Source organism: Actinotalea endophytica (genome assembly GCF_025717005.1).
Taxonomy (GTDB): Bacteria; Actinomycetota; Actinomycetes; order Actinomycetales; family Cellulomonadaceae; genus Actinotalea.
The window spans coordinates 96,364-112,471 of record NZ_JAOVZU010000007.1 but is presented as its reverse complement, the minus strand read 5'-3'; the positions used below and the strand labels follow the sequence as shown (position 1 = coordinate 112,471).

Annotated in this window: 18 protein-coding genes; 8 read left to right on the top strand and 10 right to left on the bottom strand. The window is 73.4% G+C overall.

Annotated elements, in window-relative coordinates; genetic code table 11:
• Positions 1-53 precede the first annotated feature (53 nt).
• The 3 genes from OEB99_RS13050 to OEB99_RS13040 all read right to left on the bottom strand — a co-directional run bounded on the left by OEB99_RS13050 (position 54) and on the right by OEB99_RS13040 (position 1,242).
• The gene (locus tag OEB99_RS13050) at positions 54-305 is read right to left on the bottom strand and encodes a hypothetical protein (protein WP_263577715.1); all 252 of its coding nucleotides are present in this window, start codon (positions 303-305) and stop codon (positions 54-56) included.
• Between the two features lie 67 nt (positions 306-372).
• Positions 373-678 carry a transcriptional regulator gene (locus tag OEB99_RS13045; RefSeq protein ID WP_263577714.1) on the bottom strand — a complete coding sequence of 102 codons (306 nt, stop codon included), beginning with the start codon at positions 676-678 and terminating at the stop codon, positions 373-375.
• A 3-nt stretch (positions 679-681) separates the two neighbouring features.
• Complete coding sequence (locus OEB99_RS13040) at positions 682-1,242, bottom strand: hypothetical protein (protein ID WP_263577713.1); 561 nt, start codon at positions 1,240-1,242, stop codon at positions 682-684.
• Positions 1,243-1,402: 160 nt separating this feature from the next.
• On the opposite strand from OEB99_RS13040, the gene OEB99_RS13035 reads away from it, so the two are divergent.
• The 3 genes from OEB99_RS13035 (at position 1,403) to OEB99_RS13025 (ending at position 4,214) form a co-directional block, all read left to right on the top strand.
• The gene (locus OEB99_RS13035; RefSeq protein WP_263577712.1) at positions 1,403-1,945 is read left to right on the top strand and encodes an HAD domain-containing protein; all 543 of its coding nucleotides are present in this window, start codon (positions 1,403-1,405) and stop codon (positions 1,943-1,945) included.
• 133 nt (positions 1,946-2,078) lie between these two features.
• Positions 2,079-3,722 carry a DUF389 domain-containing protein gene (locus OEB99_RS13030; protein WP_263577711.1) on the top strand — a complete coding sequence of 548 codons (1,644 nt, stop codon included), beginning with the start codon at positions 2,079-2,081 and terminating at the stop codon, positions 3,720-3,722.
• A 15-nt stretch (positions 3,723-3,737) separates the two neighbouring features.
• Complete coding sequence (locus OEB99_RS13025) at positions 3,738-4,214, top strand: aminoacyl-tRNA deacylase (RefSeq protein WP_263577710.1); 477 nt, start codon at positions 3,738-3,740, stop codon at positions 4,212-4,214.
• A gap of 171 nt (positions 4,215-4,385) precedes the next feature.
• Here OEB99_RS13025 and OEB99_RS13020 read toward each other — a convergent pair whose 3' ends face one another.
• Positions 4,386-4,763: an SHOCT domain-containing protein gene (locus OEB99_RS13020; protein WP_263577709.1), complete on the bottom strand. Its 378-nt coding sequence runs from the start codon at positions 4,761-4,763 to the stop codon at positions 4,386-4,388.
• A 201-nt stretch (positions 4,764-4,964) separates the two neighbouring features.
• Here OEB99_RS13020 and OEB99_RS13015 point away from each other — a divergent pair, with 201 nt between their 5' ends.
• Positions 4,965-5,357, top strand: a complete 393-nt coding sequence (locus OEB99_RS13015) for a DUF302 domain-containing protein (protein ID WP_263577708.1) — start codon at positions 4,965-4,967, stop codon at positions 5,355-5,357.
• Here OEB99_RS13015 and OEB99_RS13010 read toward each other — a convergent pair.
• Genes OEB99_RS13010 through OEB99_RS13000 form a run of 3 tightly spaced genes read right to left on the bottom strand, consistent with a single transcriptional unit; the run spans position 5,338 to position 7,324 of the window.
• Positions 5,338-5,661: a DF family (seleno)protein gene (locus OEB99_RS13010; RefSeq protein WP_263577707.1), complete on the bottom strand. Its 324-nt coding sequence runs from the start codon at positions 5,659-5,661 to the stop codon at positions 5,338-5,340. The genes OEB99_RS13015 and OEB99_RS13010 overlap by 20 nt on opposite strands.
• On the bottom strand, positions 5,658-6,086 hold the full coding sequence (locus OEB99_RS13005) for an META domain-containing protein (RefSeq protein WP_263577706.1): 429 nt from the start codon (positions 6,084-6,086) through the stop codon (positions 5,658-5,660). Before OEB99_RS13005 ends, OEB99_RS13010 begins: the two co-directional genes overlap by 4 nt.
• Positions 6,087-6,115: 29 nt before the next feature.
• Entirely contained in the window at positions 6,116-7,324 is a 1,209-nt protein-coding gene (locus tag OEB99_RS13000) for an NAD(P)/FAD-dependent oxidoreductase (protein ID WP_263577705.1), read from the bottom strand.
• Positions 7,325-7,558: 234 nt separating this feature from the next.
• On the opposite strand from OEB99_RS13000, the gene OEB99_RS12995 reads away from it, so the two are divergent.
• Together OEB99_RS12995 and OEB99_RS12990 are read left to right on the top strand one after the other, a co-directional pair.
• On the top strand, positions 7,559-8,077 hold the full coding sequence (locus OEB99_RS12995; protein WP_263577704.1) for a septum formation family protein: 519 nt from the start codon (positions 7,559-7,561) through the stop codon (positions 8,075-8,077).
• Positions 8,078-8,108: 31 nt separating this feature from the next.
• Complete coding sequence (locus tag OEB99_RS12990; RefSeq protein WP_263577703.1) at positions 8,109-8,498, top strand: DUF4280 domain-containing protein; 390 nt, start codon at positions 8,109-8,111, stop codon at positions 8,496-8,498.
• A gap of 49 nt (positions 8,499-8,547) precedes the next feature.
• On the opposite strand, the gene OEB99_RS12985 is transcribed toward OEB99_RS12990, so the two are convergent.
• Genes OEB99_RS12985 through OEB99_RS12975 form a run of 3 tightly spaced genes read right to left on the bottom strand, consistent with a single transcriptional unit; the run spans position 8,548 to position 13,037 of the window.
• On the bottom strand, positions 8,548-8,901 hold the full coding sequence (locus OEB99_RS12985; protein ID WP_263577702.1) for a hypothetical protein: 354 nt from the start codon (positions 8,899-8,901) through the stop codon (positions 8,548-8,550).
• A gap of 19 nt (positions 8,902-8,920) precedes the next feature.
• A complete protein-coding gene (locus OEB99_RS12980) occupies positions 8,921-11,092 on the bottom strand; it encodes an eCIS core domain-containing protein (RefSeq protein WP_263577701.1) in 2,172 nt (723 codons plus the stop codon).
• Positions 11,082-13,037, bottom strand: coding sequence for an ATP-binding protein (locus OEB99_RS12975; protein ID WP_263577700.1), 1,956 nt, complete (start codon positions 13,035-13,037; stop codon positions 11,082-11,084). Before OEB99_RS12975 ends, OEB99_RS12980 begins: the two co-directional genes overlap by 11 nt.
• Before the next feature lie 141 nt (positions 13,038-13,178).
• Between OEB99_RS12975 and OEB99_RS12970 the strand changes: the two genes are divergently transcribed.
• Positions 13,179-13,844: a Pvc16 family protein gene (locus OEB99_RS12970; RefSeq protein ID WP_318011419.1), complete on the top strand. Its 666-nt coding sequence runs from the start codon at positions 13,179-13,181 to the stop codon at positions 13,842-13,844.
• Positions 13,845-13,849: 5 nt separating this feature from the next.
• Complete coding sequence (locus OEB99_RS12965) at positions 13,850-16,108, top strand: carboxypeptidase regulatory-like domain-containing protein (protein WP_263577699.1); 2,259 nt, start codon at positions 13,850-13,852, stop codon at positions 16,106-16,108.

Genomic DNA, 16,108 nt, shown 5'->3' with positions numbered 1-16,108 from the left:
CGTCGGCGCCACCCCGTGGCAGGAGGGGGTACCTGAAGATCGGGCGGCGCGCCTCAGTCGGCGGTGGGCGCATCCTTCGGCGCGGGGGCCGGCTTGGCGCCCTTCTCGTCCATCCGCGTGATGGCGGCGTCGAGACCCGCGCGCCAGGCGAGCAGCATCTCGCGCCGGGCCGCGTCGCGGTGGGTGAAGAACTCCGGCGGCAGGAACGTCTCGAGGCCCTTGCGGAGCTCGGAGCGGGCGGCGTCCAGGTGGTCGCGCACGTCCTGCGGGATCTGCGCGCGCACGTCGTGGCGGGTGCTGGTCATGGCGGCCTCCTCGGGTCTGCGTCCAGGGTAGGTCGCTCGCGGCCGGTTGTCGCCGCCGCGAGCGTGCTCAGGGGATCGCGGCGAGGATCTCGCGCATCGCGGACCGGTAGGTGCGCAGTGCGGCGAGGCCTGCGTCGGTGAGTCGGTAGCTGGTCCGGACCCGGCCCGCCACGACGTTCTTGGTGGCGACCACGAGGTTCGCCTCCTCGAGTCGGGTCATCTGCACGGACAGGTTCCCGCGGCTCAGCTCCGCCTGGCGGAGCAGGAACATGAAGTCGGCGGACTCGACCATGGCCAGGACGGCGAGGACCCGCAGCCGCGCCGGCTCGTGCACCAGCGGGTCGAGGGTGGGGAGCGTCGTGTTCCTGCGCATCGGCTACTCCTCGGTCTCACGGGTGTCGGCGAGGAACCGGCCGAGCAGGATGGCGCCGGTCGTGGCGGCGACCGCGCCGCCGAGGACGAGCGGAGCGCCAGGCCCGGCGCCGACCAGCACGGTCAGGACGCCCGCGACGGCCAGCACCGCGGCGTACCAGGCGAACCGGGAAGATCGGGTGAGCACCGCCGAGACCCCGCTGAGCAGCGCGACCAGGACGGCCGGGAGGCCGTCGACGGCGTCCGAAGCCCGGTCCGGGTGCAGGACGGCCGCGACGACGGTGAGGACCAGGACGAGGGTTCCGAGGCCGACCGACCAGCCGAGCTCGCGCCGCGAGCGTTCCCGCCGATCGCGGCGGAGCACGGCGCGTCCTGCGCGGGGCGCGACCACGCGGCCGTGCAGGACGTACCAGCCGGTGAGCGCGAGCGGCGGGGCGACCGCCGTCGTCCAGACGAGGTCGAGCCAGAAGCCGACCCCGATCATGACGACGGCGGTCCCGGCGACGAGGTCCAGCGAACCGTCCGCCCACGACGACTGGAACAGACGCGTCTCGGGAGTGCGCATGTCGCCACCTCCATCAAGGTTCATCGCACAAACTCAGTTTGCCGTATGAACCGTAGAGTGGGGAGGGACCTCCGACCCGGGCCCGAGCGGCCGGCCCGGGCCCGACCGGTCCGCCGGCCCGAGCGGCCGGTCCGGTCGAAGCGGCTACTAGGGTCCCGGTATGGGAGCACCCTGGTGGTTCCTCGACGTCGACGGGGTGATCAACGCCTTCCCGCCGCCGGTCGCCGGGACGGCCTGGACGTACCGGTCGGTCGAGGTCCCGGCCGCGGGCCGCGTCTACGCGGTCACCGTCGCCGCGGAGCTGCTCGCCGGGCTGTGGGCGGTGCACCGCTCCGGTCTCGCCGAGATCGTCTGGTGCACCACCTGGGGCGACGACGCGCGCGACAACCTCGCGCCGGCTCTCGGGCTCCCGGACTGGCCGGTCACGCCGTACCCCGACGACCTGGTGTGCTCACCGCTGCCGGGCTGGACGTCGGCCCCGTGGTGGAAGACCGAGGCGATCTCGCGATGGCTGGACGACGAGCCGCGCCCGTACGTGTTCACCGACGACGACCTCGTCCCCGAGGTGGCGGACGAGCTGCGGGCCCGGCACCCCGGGCTACCGGCCGCACTGCTGCGACCCGGCACCACACCCGGGCTCACGGCGCAGGAGCTGGCCGAGGTCGAGCGCTTCCTCGACGCCCACGGCGGTGCGGAGTGGTGACCAGGATGCCCCTGGTCACCGTGCGGTACCGTCTGGCCGATCGGACCTGCGAGGAGCCGGCCGAGGGGCCTTCTGAAGGAGGAACCACCGTGGCAGCTGGACGGTCTCGCGCGGCGAGTACTCGGGGTGCATGGTGACCTCGACCGCCCCCGGTCAGGACCCCGGGCCGGACCCGGGTCCGGCCCAGGATCGGGGCCCGGGCCACTGGACGGTGTGGCGCGGGCGCCTCGGCAGGTGGACCAACCGGGCGACGACGACCGGTGCCACCGCCGTCGTGCTCGGCCTCGTTGCGCTGCTCATCCCGAGCATCGGGACGACCGTCGCCCGGTTCGGCCTCGGCGTCGTGCTCGGCGTCGCCGGTGCCCGTGACCTGCGCACCACGTTCCGGCGCGGGTCCGACCGACGCGTGTGGTCGCGGCTGCTGCTCGGCCTGCGCGGCCTGGGGTCGCTCGCCATGGCGGCCGTGCTCCTGATCGGCGCCGACTGGGTGGCGCTGTCCCTGATCTTCCTGCTGGGCCTCTACCTGCTGTTCCGCGGCATGGTCCAGCTCGTCTCGGCCGCGCTGCTGCGCACCAACCGTGGTCCCCGGTTCGTCGCCGCGCTGATGTCGCTCGGCCTCGGCGCGCTCGCCGTGCTCTCGCCGCGGGCGCTCGCCGGCGGGCTGGTGTTCATCGGCGGCATGCTCGCGGTGATCATCGGCGCGCTGATGCTCCTGTACGGCGCGCGCGCGGCGCGCACCGACACCCCGGACTTCGACCGCTCGCTGACCACCGTGGTCGAGATCGTCCTCGCCTGGGTGCGCGACGCCGACCTCGGCCCGGAGCGCCGCGAGGAGATCAGCGAGCAGCTCTACATGGAGCCGCCGGGCCGGGCGGGCAAGATCGTGGCCTTCTGGGTGATGCTCGGGCTGAGCGTCGCGATCGCCACCCTCGCCGTGCTCCAGGACTCCACCGCCGTGGTGATCGGCGCGATGCTCGTCGCCCCGCTGATGACACCGATCCTCGGGCTCGCCGGCGCGCTCGTGAACGGCTGGAGCGGGCGCGGCGCACGCTCGCTGCTCCTGGTCGTGGCCGGCGCGCTCGCCGCGGTCGTGATCGCCGTTGCGCTCTCGTCGTGGCTCCCGTCGGTGATCGCCTTCGACTCGAACTCCCAGATCACCTCGCGCGTGAGCCCGAACCTGCTCGACCTGCTCATCGCGGTCGCGGCCGGCGCCGCAGGCGCCTACGCGACGGTGGCGACGCGGGTCAGCTCGTCGATCGCCGGGGTCGCGATCGCGGTCGCGCTGGTCCCGCCGCTGTCGGTGGTCGGCATCTGCCTCACCAGCGGGCACCCGTCGGCGGCTGCGGGCGCGGCGCTGCTCTTCGTGACCAACTTCGTGGCGATCGTGCTCTCCGCCGTGCTGGTGTTCCTGCTCACCGGGTTCGTGGAGCCCGACGCGCTTCTCGACCGCGGCCGTCGGCTCCGCCGGACGCTCCTGCCGTTCGTCGCCCTCGCGCTGATCGTCACCGTGCCGTTGCTGTTCACCTCCGAGGGGCTCCTCGTCGCGAACGACCGTCAGGTCGCGGCCGACGCCGCGGTGGCCGAGTGGCTCGCGGACACGGAGGTGATCGCGACCAGCGTGAGCGTCGACGGCCGTCAGGTCGAGGTCCACGCGAGCGGTCCCGGCGTGCTGCCGGACGTGGCCGACCTCAGGGCAGCGCTCGCGCCCGAGCTCGGCGCCCAGGTCGAGGTGCGGGTGGTCTTCACGCCCGCCCAGGTCGTCGAGGTCGGGCCCTAGGGCCACCCTGGAGCCATGGCACACGACGACGGTGAGACGCGCGCCCGTGCGGCGCTCGACGCGTCCGGCATCGCCTACACGATCAGCCGGCACGGCCCGGTGTCCTCGCTCGAGGAAGCGGCCGCGGTCCGGGGCCTCGAGCCCGCACAGGTGATCAAGAGCATCGTGGTGCGGCGCGGCGAGGACGACCACGTCTTCGTGCTCGTGCCCGGTGGGCGCACGATCGCGTGGCCCCGGTTACGGTCCCTGCTCGGCGTGAGCCGGCTCTCGATGCCCGACGCCGCGGCCGCCCGGGACGCGACCGGGTACGTGCGGGGCACGATCACCCCGTTCGGCTCGCTCGTCGCCTGGCCGGTGGTCGCCGACGAGCGGGTGCTCGGCCGCGCGGTCTCGATCGGAGCGGGTGCGCACGGCGTCGCCGCGCTGGTCGACGGAGCCGACCTCGTGGCCGCGCTGGGCGCGACCGTCGCGGACGTGACCGACGCCGAGTAGCACGGTCGGGGCGGACGACACTCAGTGGTGGACCTGTCGGACCCGCCCGGCGAGCCGGTTCAGGGCCTGGCACGACACGAACGCCGGCCCGGCGGCTCCAGCGTCCTGCGCTGGGTCTCGTCGGACCGGCGTTGCGTCGTGCGAGCGCGTCGGGTCACCGACGCCCGGTGCTCAGGCGAGTGCCTTGGCCTTGAGGGCGTCGAACTCGGCCTGGGTGATCGTGCCGGCGTCGAGCAGCTCCTTGGCCTTGGCGACCTGCTCGGCCGGGCTCGTCGTGGCGACCGAGCGGATGTAGTCGTCCTGCGCGGCCTTGACCGTCTGGGCCTCGGCCATCGAGCGCTCGGCCATGCCGCCGCCGCGGGCGATGAGGTAGACGATCGCGGTGATCATGGGCAGGAAGATGAGGAAGATCATCCAGATCGCCTTGGCCCAGCCGGAGGCGGTCTTGTCGCGGAACAGGTCGATCACGATCGTGAAGATCGCGAACAGGTAGGCGGTGAAGGCGAAGATCAGGAAGACGGTCCAGAACCAGTCCCAGAAGTTGCTCACGTCGCGCGTTCCTTCCGTAGAAGCAGGCGGGCCCGTGGCGGCCCGCACCAGGCTACTGCTGGACGGGGCCGCCTGCCGATCTTCGACGACACGTCGTCCGGCGCACGAACGCCACCCGGCGGTGCTAGACACGAGAGGAGCCGGGTGCGCGGTCGACGTGGTCGCGCCGGACCGGCCGGACGAGCGAACAAGGAGGTCGTGATGCAGTTCGAGCGCACGGCGGACGTGGACCTGCCCTTCGACGCGGCGGTGCAGCGCACCCGCGAGGCACTGGCGGCCCAGGGCTTCGGGATCCTCACCGAGATCGACATGCAGGCCACCCTGCTGGCGAAGCGTCAGGTGGACGTCGGTCCCTACGTGATCCTCGGTGCCTGCAACCCCGCACTGGCCGAAGGCGCCCTGACGACCGACCCGCGGATCGGGGTCCTGCTGCCGTGCAGCGTCGTGGTCCGGGCGACCGGCCCGAGCCGCTGCCAGGTGCACATCTTCGACCCCGACCTGATCCCGGCGGTCACGGACGTCGCGGGGCTCAGCACCTACGCGGACGACGCGGGCGCCCGGATCGGCGCGGCCCTCACCGCGCTGGCGAGCTGAGGTCGCGGCCGGCCAGCGCCTCGACCAGCTGAGCCACCGTCGGGGCGCTGTCCGCGCCGTCCGGGGTCCGGTAGAGCCGGCAGGCCAGGCCCACCGTCGCGCCGACCGGCGCGAACGGGTCCTCGCCGTCGATCAGCACCGAGGGCGAGCCGTGGAAGCGCAGGGCCTCGGCGGCCTCGGGCGTCTCCACGCGTACGCGCTCGACCGCGGCGGCGCTCCCCACCGTGGCGAGCGCCTCGCGCAGTCGGGCCTCGGCGACCTGCCACCCCGGGCACCCGTCGAAGTACAGCAGCTGGACCTTCACGACGTCGGGGCGAAGACGAGCTCGGCGCCGCCCCCGGTGAGGACCAGGGAGTCGCCGTCGCGCTCGCCCGAGCTGACGTCCGCGAGTGCGCCGAGGTAGGCGGTCTCGACGGCCATGACGGCGTCGGGGCACGCCATCATCGTGACGCCGGCGGGCCCGAAGCTGACGTCGGTCCCGTCGACCTCCACCGCGGTCGTGTACTGGTTGCAGGCCGACGTGCCGCTCACGGTGCCGTCGTCGGCGACGTCCATGGTCACCGGTGCGTCGGGCGTCACCGCGATCTCGCCGGCGGACGTGCTGCCGGACTGCAGCGTCCAGGTTCCGGTGAGGTCCAGCGTGCCGGACCCCGAGCCGTCGCCTCCGCTGCTGCATGCCGCGAGCGCGGCGACACCACCGAGGGTTGCCACGATCAGCAGACGTCGCATCAGGACTCCTCTCCGGACGCCCACCACTGCTACGGCAGCTGGACGTACCCGCGCCTCGCCTTCCACAGGAAGTACCGCTCGAACGCCAGCTTGAGCGCGTGGGACTGCGGACCGGGGATCATCAGACCCTTGTCCGGCCCCAGCATCTTGTTGCCGAGGATCATCACGCCGTTGTTGCCGGCGTCCATCACGCAGAACGCCGGCATCTCGGCGAACGGGCTGAGCTCGGTCGGGTCCAGGCCCAGCACCTGGCTCGAGATGTTGCGGGCCGCGGTGTGCGCCATCTGCTCGGTGGGGAAGCCGGTCTTCGGCACGCCGACCGGTGTGGGCGTCACCCACGGTGCGTTGACGTGCGCGGCGATGCCGATGCCGTACACGTCGTCGTACGTCTTGGACTGGTAGGTGTCTCGCACCTCGACGTAGCCCGCGTCGTTGGCCAGCCCGGGAGCGGTCTTGTTGACCTCCTGGCCGAGGAACGGCGGCACGATCATGGCGTACTTGAAGTCGAGCCGGGTGCCGTCGGTGAGGGTCAGCCGCTCGTGCTCGATGCTCTCGACCGACCGGTTGTGGTACGCCTCGATGCCGCTCTTCTTGAGGAACATCGTGAGCAGCTGCTCGCCCGCGGGCAGCCCGCCGATCCCGAAGTGGCCGAGGAACGGCTCGGACGTGACGAACGAGATCTTGACCCGGTCGCGCAGGCCGGCCTTCTTGACCTGGTAGGCGATGTTGAACAGGTACTCGTACGCCGCGCCGAAGCAGCCGGCGCTCTGGGTGGCGCCCACGACGATCGGCCCGGGGTCGTCGAGGAACTCCCGCCAGCCGCGCCCGGCGAGGCCGGCGTCCTCGAGCGTGGTGATCGTGTACGCCTTGTTCTCCGGGGTCAGGCCGGGGACGACGTCCATCCGGTTGCGGTAGCCGGTCGCGACCACCAGGTAGTCGTAGTCCCGGACGTCACCGTTCGCGGCAGTCACCTTCTTCGCCACCGGGTCGATCTGGGTGGCCGCGGACTCGGTGAAGTCGATCCCGTACCGCTCGAACGTCGGCTCCACCGGGAACGTGATCTCGCTCGCGCGGCGTTTGCCGAACGGGAGCCAGATCAGTGAGGGGTTGAACAGGAAGCGGCGGCTCGCCGAGAGCACCGAGACGTCGACGTCGCCGTGCAGCTCGTGCTTGACGGCGATCGCGGCGGTGAGGCCGGCGAAGTTGCTTCCGAGGACGAGAACCTTCTTGCGGGACATGTCACGCCTCCGACATCGGAAGAATTCCATTCGACCACCTTCCGGCCCGGGCCGGGCGGGAATCCGGTGCGGAGCTGCCGGCTTCCCGCCGTGGGGGCACGGCCCGGAGTGCGGCCTGCGGGCGGCGGCCCCGTCGAGAAGATCCGCAATGACTACGGAGGGCGCCACGCCGGACGGCGGCTAGCGTCGATCGCGGCAGCCGGGTGGCCGCCGCGGACGAGGTCGGAGAGGTGCATGCGCGCACGCGTGGTCGGCAGGTCACCGGTGGCGCGCGCGGCCGCGGCCACGCTCGCGGTGCTGTCCCTCGCGGGGTGCTCGCTGTTCAACCGGGGCGACACCCAGGTCGTCTCGGTGCTCGACGCGGTGCCCGGCGACTGCCTGCGCGCCCCGACCGAGATCACCGCCGAGGTCACCAACGTCACCGTCGTGCCGTGCACCGAGCCGCACGAGCAGGAGGTCTACGCGCTGGTCCCGTACCCGGACCAGGCTGCGGCGCAGACCGCCACGCAGACCGCTGGGACCACCGAGACGCCCTACCCGGGCGAGGCGGCGCTCAAGGCGTTCGCCGACGGTGCGTGCCTCGAGGCGTTCGCCGGGTACGTCGGCGCGGACTACCGGGACTCGTCGCTGTTCTTCACCTACCTGCTGCCGTCCGCGCGAGGCTGGCAGGCCGGCGGCGACCGCGACGTGACGTGCTTCATCACCACCACGGGCGAGCAGCGCACCAGCTCGGTCAAGGGCTCAGGGCTGTAGCGGCCCGGCACCGCGACGGAAGGACCGACAGATGGGCAGACCGGCCGCGGCCGCGACGGCGATGCTGCAGTGCAGCTTCGGCCTCGCCCCCGCCACGCTGAACGTGCTCCCGGTCGCCCGCGTGCTCATCGAGGGCAAGCCCGCCGCGGTGATCACCGACTCGGCGCCGCTGGTGAACCTCCCGTCGTTCGGGATGTGCACGAGCCTGGCGAACCCTCAGGTGCTCGCCGCGACCACGGCGGCGCTCGGCGTCCTGACGCCGATGGCGTGCATCCCGGCGACGACGCCGTGGGTCGGCGGCGCCACCACCACGTTGGTCGGGGGCCAGCCGGCGCTGACCCAGGGCGCCACGTGCACGTGCGCGTACGGGGGCGTCATCCAGATCCTGAACGCGGGCAGCGTGAAGACCCTGGAGACCTGAGCGCCGTCGGGTCCGGCGGCGCGGAGCGGCCGGATCGCTTCGCGCCGGATCACTCCTCGCCGGCGAACTCGCTCGCGAGGTCGGCGATGCGCCGGCGAGCCCGCTCGTCCGCGTTCGGGGCTACCGCCCAGAGCAGCAGGTCGCCGTTCACGGTGGTCTGCACGTCGAGGTCCGTCAGGCGGGCGTAGCCGAGCAGACGCTCCTGCGCGTCGGACGCCTGGAAGTAGTCGTCGAACGCGTACACGGTGATGTGCGCCTGCTCACCGGGCCAGTCGAACCCGATCGCGTCGACGGCGTCGACGTCCTCGGCCGCGGGCACGGCGTCGGCCACGCGGAGCTCGGGGTCGTCGGCCAGCCCGAGCAGCGCGAGGATGCGGTCGCGGTGAGCGTCCATGCCGGTCATCGGGTCTCCTTGCACGTCGTCATGCCGGGGGCAGCAGGCCGGTGGCGGTCGGCCAGTCCTGGGCCGACAGGGCGGCCTTGAGGTCCGACCACTTCGAGTCGAGCTCCGCCTGCTCGAGCGTCGCGTCAGCAGCCTTCCACGAGTCCTTGAACTTCTGCTCGAGCTTGGCCACCTCGCCCTTGAAGTAGATCTCGGCGAGCACCGTCTCCTGCGACTCCTGGTCCGCGCCGAGCACCCGGAGCATGGCCCGGACGAACGTGACGTTCTTCTGGTAGTTGTCCCGCTCCGGGCCGCCGTCCTTGGTGGGCGTCGCGTTCTTCGTGGTGAGCATCCGGGTGAAGAACTCCGTGATGCCCTCGTTGAGCCCCGAGCCGAACGTGCGCAGCACGTTGAGCACGGAGTAGCGGTGCATGCTCTCGTGGATCGCGGTGCTCGGTGTGCCGCGGTCGGCGTGCAGCATCGCGGGACGGTCCTCGTTCTTGTTCCCGATGAACGCGTTGACCCTCGCCTCGCTCGACGCGGTCGCGTCCGGGTTCTGCGCCGCATAGACGATCGCCCAGTCCTCGGGCGAGACCGTCGCCACGTACCCCTCGCCCTTCTTCCCCGCGGCGCTCGCCTCGGTGATGAAGGGCTTGATGTGCGGGTAGTCGTTGACGTTGGTCGTGATGAACTGGTCCGCCTCGGCGCCGCTCAGGTGGTGGTTGACCTTCTGCCCCTGGGTGGTGGTGCGCTGGCGGTACATGTCGACCGCGGCCAGCAGCGACATGTAGTAGAGGTCGCCGAGGTGCGCGCGACCCTTCGCCATGAGGTCCGCATCGGCGGCGATGGTCTTCTTGGTGGCACCGTCGAACGTGCTGATCAGCGGACGCAGCGCGTCCATCCGCGCCTTCGCCTCGGTGTTGCTCGAAGGCGCGGTCTGCGGGTCGAACGCTTCCTCGAGGAGCTGCTTCGGGGACTTCGTCGCGTCCTCGGCCGCCTCCTGCGCCACCTCTTCGGTCGGCACGTCGGTCTGCGCGTCGGTCTGCGCCTGGGGCCCGCTCGCCTGCGCCTGTGGCGCGTTCGTGGACGTCGCGGATCCCGTCCCGGAGTCACTCGACTCGGGCGCCGGACCGGTCGGCTGCTGCACGGGGTCGGTCGGCTGCTGCACCGGACCGGTCGGCTGCTGCACGGGGTCGGTCGGCTGCTGCACCGGGGCCACGGTCGGCGCCGGGAGGTTCGCGTCGGGGGCCTGCGGCGGCGTCGTACGGTTGGCGCCGACCTTGGGGCCGGACGACGCAGCGGTCGGGTTGGTGGACGTCGAGGCGGACGTCCACGCCGGGGGCGGGGTGGGGGCCGGGGTCGTCGGTGCGGCGGCGACCGAGCCGACGCTGACCGGTGCGACGCCGACCGGGACCGGCGTCCCCTTCCCCTTGGACTTCTTCTTCTTGCGGCCGAAGACCTTCTTGAACGGGTTCCAGCGGCGGATCGTGGTCGTGCCCATCAGTGCCGTCTGCCGTCGTAGCGCGTCGGGACCGGCCGCGGCGCCCTCGGCAGCGCGGGGTGTGGGCCGCCCGGAGGCGCTCGCGGCGGCCGGCTCGGCGCCCGCCTCGTTCGTGACCTCGTCCGTGGGGCCGCCGACCCGGGCGGCCTGGCGCTGCAGCCGCGCGACCGCCCGGCTCGCCATCGCGTCGGCCGCGGCCTCGGCAGGGTCGTCGGCGCGACCGATGACCGGGCCGGAGCCCGCCGAGGGCGCGTGCTGCTGGGTGGTGTGCGCGAGCTCGTGACCGAGGAGGTGGTCACCCTTCGGCGTGCCCGGAGCGTACGTGCCGCGGGTGAAGTAGATGTCCGAGCCGGCGGTGAACGCGGTGGCCTGGACCGACCGGGCGATCCGGTCGGCCTCGGCGTCGTCGTGCACGCGCACGCCGCTGAAGTCCGCGTCCATCGCGCTGCCCATCGACTCGGCGACGGCGGGCTCGATCGGGCGCCCGCGTCCCCGGCGCCGCTCGAGGGCCGCGCTCACGTCGGCCGACGCAGCCGTGCCGCCGAGCGGGTCGGACACCGACGATCGACGCCGCAGGTCGACCGCGACGCCGGGCACCGCGACGGCGAGCTCGCCGGGAGCGTCCTGGTGCGGCACCGCGGGCGCGACCTGCGGGGCCGCCGGAGTCGGCGCCGTGCGCGGGGCCCTGCGGCGTTCGCTGTCAGCTGCCATCGTCGGACTTCCTCTCCGAAGGGGTGCCGCTCGGTGCGAAGCCGTCCACCGGGACGCGTCGCCCGAGCTTCTGGAACTCCGCGACCAGCGCGGCCAGGACGTGGCGCATGCCGACGACCTCGCCGGCCGCGATCGCGTCGTACGCGGCGGCCAGCACGATGTTGCGGATGTCGCCGCCGGCGAGCTCGACCTGGCGGGCCAGGTGCGCCACGTCCACGGGGTCGGCCGGGTCGGTCCCGACCCGGTCCAGGTGGGCCTGCCAGAGCTGTCGACGGGTCGCCTCGTCCGGGTCGGGGAAGTGGACGATGAAGCTCATCCGCCGGCTGAAGGCCGGGTCGAGGTTGCCGTGCAGGTTGGTCGCCAGGACGGTGATCCCGTCGAAGCTCTCCATCCGCTGCAGGAGGTAGGCGACCTCCTGGTTCGCGTAGCGGTCGTGGGCGTCCTTGACGTCGGACCGCTTGCCGAACAGGGCGTCCGCCTCGTCGAAGAAGAGCAGCACGTGCAGGCTCTCGGCCTCGTGGAACACGCGCTCGAGGTTCTTCTCGGTCTCCCCGATGTACTTGTCCACGATCGAGGCGAGGTCCACCCGGAACAGGTCCAGCCCCAGCTCGGCGGCGACGACGTGCGCGGCGAGGGTCTTGCCGGTGCCGGGGCTCCCGCTGAACAGCGCCGCGAGGCCGGTCCCCTTGCCGCCGACGTCCACGAGGCGGCCGTCGGCGAGCACCTCCTCACGGTGGCTCGCCCAGGACACCAGGCGCCGCAGGGTCGCTGCGGCGTGGTCGGGCAGGACCAGGTCGTCGAACGACGGCGCGCGCCGCGGTGCCTGCGCCGGGCCGGAGGTCATGGACCCGGCGACCCGGCGCGCCGCGGCCCGCGCCGCCTCCGACGAGACCTCCGTGCCGGCGACGAGGGCCTGGGTGGTCGCGTACCGCGCAGCATCGGCGATCGACTCCGGTGCGAGCCGGAGCGTCGACAGGTCGTGGTCGGCCACCTCGGCGCCGAGCAGGTCGTCCCAGACCGCCCTGCGGTGGGCCGTCGTGACGGCCGGTGCCTCGACCACGAGCGGGTGGAACGGCAGCCAGGCGGGCTGCCAGGGCTTCTCGCCCACGGCCAGCACCGGGACGACGGACTCGGCGAGCGCCGTGAACAGCACGGCCGGATCGCCCTCGGCGACGCGTTCGGCGTGCACCACCACGACGCCTGCGCCGCGCAGCGCCGCCTCGAGCAGCGCCTGGGCCACGAGCGGCCCGGGCGGCGTTCCGGGCGGCACCCGGGCCAGGTCGATCGCGAGGCAGCCGACCCCGGCGGCAGCCAGCGCGCCCGCGGCGAGCGAGAGGCCACCCGCGCCGAGCGGTGAGCGGATCCAGACCAGTGGCGCCCCCGCTTCGACGGCCGCCGCCACGAAGCCGTCCGGGTCCAGCTCCGGCAGCGGCACCGGGTCGACGACGACCGGCGCGAGTGCCGGGTCGATCCGGTCCACGCCGACCAGGTGGGCGAGCACCCGGTCGGGCACCCACAGGTCCCTGGCGAGCCACGGCCCGGGGGCCAGCTCGGCGAGCCCGTGCCGGCGCAACGGCGCCCCGGCGCCGAGGTGCTCGTGCCCGGCTCCGGACGCGGTCGGCAGCCCGACCAGCTCGAGCGCGAGCCCGACCGAGGCCCGGGCGGGTGCGGTGCCACCGCGCAGCAGCCCGAAGGCCAGGGCGATGTTCGGGTCGAGGTCGGGTGCCGCGGCGACCGTCAGCAGGTCCACGGCCTGCGGGTCGAGGTCGAACACGTCCGCCAGCCCGGCCATCCGGTCCTGCGCCGCGGGGTCGTGCCCGACGTGCTCCTCGGCCAGGACGCCGAGCACGGCGTCGAGGCGGGCGCGCGTGATCGGGTCGGCGCCCTGCCGGCGCTCCGCCCCCACCTGCACCGCCTTGACCAGGCCGACCAGCCGCTCGCGCACCCGGGCCTCCCTCGCTGTGGCCACGAACGGCCCGAGGGCTCGTCCGGACCGAGTCTGACCCGGCGCGAGACGTGCGGTCGAGGGGCGGCGGCGAACATCGGTAGTGATTACCGATGATGCCGATCCGAGCCCGTCCATAGCATCGACGACGCCCTCAGGGTCTGGTCGGTCGCCTGGTCGGTTGCCTGGTCGGCGCCCGTCACGGGCGGCGTACGCGCGACGAGAAGGGAGCGGACCATCCTGATCCCTGCCGTCGAGGACGCGCTGGAGAGCTACCTGCGGGCGACGCTGCCGCTGCCTCCCGAGGTCGGTGACGTCTCCTTCGAGGCGCCGTCGTCCACCTGGGCCGCGCAGGTCAACCGGATCACGGTGAGCTGCTACCTGTACGACGTGTCGCGCAGCCCGATGCCACCGCGGCCCGCCGCCACGCGGGTCGGCGCGGACGGCAAGGTCGAACGGCGTGTGCCGCTGCCGATGGTGCAGCTGTCCTACCTGGTCAGTGCGTGGGCCGGGAGCGTGCGCGACGAGCACCAGCTGCTGGGCGACGTCCTCGTCCGTCTGCTGACGCAGCAGTCGCTGCCGCCCGAGCACGTCGGGGCCTCGCTCGCGTCGAGCGTGCAGATCGCCCTCGCCCCGGACGACACGAACCGGCCGCGCGACCTGTGGACGGCGCTCGGCGGCAGCCTCAAGGCGTCCTTCCGGCTGCTGGTCACGGTCGCCGCCGACGCCTACCCGTGGGAGGTCGCCCCGCCCGCCGTCACCGAGGTGGCCGGGAGCGCCTCGCCCATGTCCCACGACGGGGCGTAGCCACGATGCGCGTGATCAGCGGCGTCGACACGCTCGAGGTCGCACCAGGAGGGACCGGCGAGATCTCGCTGGACGTGGTGAACACCGGCGCGGTGATCGACGCGATCAGCGCGCACGTCGTCGGTCTTCCCATCGAGCACGCCACCTCCCGCCCGCCGGTGCTCACGCTCTTCCCGGACGCCACCGGGCAGCTCGTGGTCCGGCTCGACCTGCCGAGCAGCTTCCCGGCCGGGACGCACCCGATCACCGTGCAGCTGAGCGGCCGGTCCGGGGCGACGGAGGCGGTGCACCACGACGTCGACGTGGTGGTCGGGGCACGGCCCGCGCTCGCGCTCGCCGCGTCGCCGAGCACGGTCCGTGCCCGACGGCGCGCGACGTTCCCGGTCCAGGTCAGCAACCGTGGGAACGTCCCGCTCGACGTCGCACTGCGCGCCAACGACGCCGACCGCAGCCTCCAGGTCGCCCTGTCGCCGTCCACGGTGAGCCTGCAGCCGGGTGCCGTGGCATCGGTCGCCGTGCAGGTCCAGGGCCCCAGGCACCTGGTCGGCTCGGAGCGGGAGCGCCCGCTGCAGGTCGAGGCGACCGCGCTGGAGCAGACCGAGACGGTGGCGCTCGTGCTGCGCCAGCGGCCCGCGCTCAGCCCCGGGTTGCTCACCGCCCTGGTGCTGGCCACGATCCTCGCCGTCTGGGCGGCGATCTTCCTGCTCGGCGTCCGAACGGTGCTCGGCGCCGACCCGTACACCAAGATCGCCCCGCCGTCCTACTTCGCCGCCACGGTCGTGACGGGCACCGGGGCCGGTGCGGGGACCGGCGCCGGCACGGGTACCGCAGCGGGCGGCGCCGCGGCCGCGGCCCCGGCGGGGGCGGTCCCGAGGGACGGGGCCCTGCCGGCCGGTGTCGGCGGCACCCTCGCCGGCACGGTCACCGCGGCCAGCGACGCGCAGGGTGTCGGCCGGATCACGGTCGAGGCCTGGCGCCGGACGACCTCGGGGCTCGTGCTGGTCGGCTCGGCGGCGACCCAGGAGGACGGCAGCTACGCGATCGCCGGGCTGTTCCCCGGCCCGTACCTGGTCAGCGTGCGGGCGGACGGCTACCAGACCGTCTGGTACCCGGCAGCACCGGGTGACGCCGGTGCGACGACCGTGGACGCCACGTCGCAGAGCGTCACCGACGGCGTGGACCTGACGATCGAGGGCGACCCGGCCGTGATCAACGGGACGGTCGACGTCGGCGACGTCACGACCCCGGTCGTCACCACCGTGGTGGCGCGGGCGACCTGGGCGCGGGACGACCCCACGCTCACCCGCACGGTCGACGCCGCACCGGACGGCACCTACACGCTGACCGACGTGGTCGCCCCCGGTACCTACGAGCTCAGCTTCACCGCGCCCGGCTACCAGCCGACCACGGTCACCGAGACGGTCACGGGCGGGCAGACCCGGTTCGCGCCCACCGTGACGCTCGCGTCCGGGGCAGGGCAGATCTCCGGGCTCGTGACCGACGGCAGCCGGCCGCTCGGCGGCGTCGTGGTCAGCACGACCGTCGACGGCACGCCGATCGTGGTGGGGACGCCGACGCTCGGCTCGGTCGGCACGTTCGTCATCCCGGGGCTGCCGACGCCGGGCACGTACGTCGTGACGTTCACCGCCGACGGCTTCACGCCCGCGACGGCGGTGGTCGACCTCGCCGCCGGGGAGTCGAAGACCGACGTCGCGGTCACGATGACCGGTGGGGCCGGCACCGTGACCGGCCGGATCGTCGGACCGGACGGCGCAGGTCTCGGTGGCGTGACCGTGACGGCGACCGGCGGTGCGAGCCCGGTCACCGGCACCTCGCTGACCACCGGCACGGTCGGGTCCTTCACCCTCGCCGGTCTGCAGCCGGGCCTGTACACGCTGATGGTGTCGCTGCCCGGGTACACCGACCAGAGCGTCGCCGTCGACCTCAGCAGCGGGATCGCGTCCGCGGTGACGGTGACGCTGCGTCCCTCCTGGGGCACCGTGCAGGGCGTCGTCCGCACCGGGAGCCCGCCGACCGGGACCGCCGGCGTGCAGGTGCAGGCCACCGACGGCCAGAAGATCTGGACCACCACGTCGACCGCCGTCGCCGGCAGCCCGAGCGGCTTCTACTCGTTCGCCCAGCTGCCGCCCGGCTCGTACTCCGTGACGCTGTCCTCCGGCGGGCGGGTCGTCGCGACGGCCGTCGTGACCGTGACCGCCGGGTCGACCGTCACGCAGGACCTCACCCTGCCGGCGGGAGGCTGA

Bases quoted from the DNA above. Each gene is read 5' to 3' on its own strand.
- OEB99_RS13050 (WP_263577715.1), bottom strand. From the start codon at position 305: ATGACCAGCACCCGCCACGACGTGCGCGCGCAGATCCCGCAGGACGTG.
- OEB99_RS13045 (WP_263577714.1), bottom strand. From the start codon at position 678: ATGCGCAGGAACACGACGCTCCCCACCCTCGACCCGCTGGTGCACGAG.
- OEB99_RS13040 (WP_263577713.1), bottom strand. From the start codon at position 1,242: ATGCGCACTCCCGAGACGCGTCTGTTCCAGTCGTCGTGGGCGGACGGT.
- OEB99_RS13035 (WP_263577712.1), top strand. From the start codon at position 1,403: ATGGGAGCACCCTGGTGGTTCCTCGACGTCGACGGGGTGATCAACGCC.
- OEB99_RS13025 (WP_263577710.1), top strand. From the start codon at position 3,738: ATGGCACACGACGACGGTGAGACGCGCGCCCGTGCGGCGCTCGACGCG.
- OEB99_RS13015 (WP_263577708.1), top strand. From the start codon at position 4,965: ATGCAGTTCGAGCGCACGGCGGACGTGGACCTGCCCTTCGACGCGGCG.
- OEB99_RS13005 (WP_263577706.1), bottom strand. From the start codon at position 6,086: ATGCGACGTCTGCTGATCGTGGCAACCCTCGGTGGTGTCGCCGCGCTC.
- OEB99_RS13000 (WP_263577705.1), bottom strand. From the start codon at position 7,324: ATGTCCCGCAAGAAGGTTCTCGTCCTCGGAAGCAACTTCGCCGGCCTC.
- OEB99_RS12995 (WP_263577704.1), top strand. From the start codon at position 7,559: ATGCGCGCACGCGTGGTCGGCAGGTCACCGGTGGCGCGCGCGGCCGCG.
- OEB99_RS12990 (WP_263577703.1), top strand. From the start codon at position 8,109: ATGGGCAGACCGGCCGCGGCCGCGACGGCGATGCTGCAGTGCAGCTTC.
- OEB99_RS12985 (WP_263577702.1), bottom strand. From the start codon at position 8,901: ATGACCGGCATGGACGCTCACCGCGACCGCATCCTCGCGCTGCTCGGG.
- OEB99_RS12980 (WP_263577701.1), bottom strand. From the start codon at position 11,092: ATGGCAGCTGACAGCGAACGCCGCAGGGCCCCGCGCACGGCGCCGACT.
- OEB99_RS12965 (WP_263577699.1), top strand. From the start codon at position 13,850: ATGCGCGTGATCAGCGGCGTCGACACGCTCGAGGTCGCACCAGGAGGG.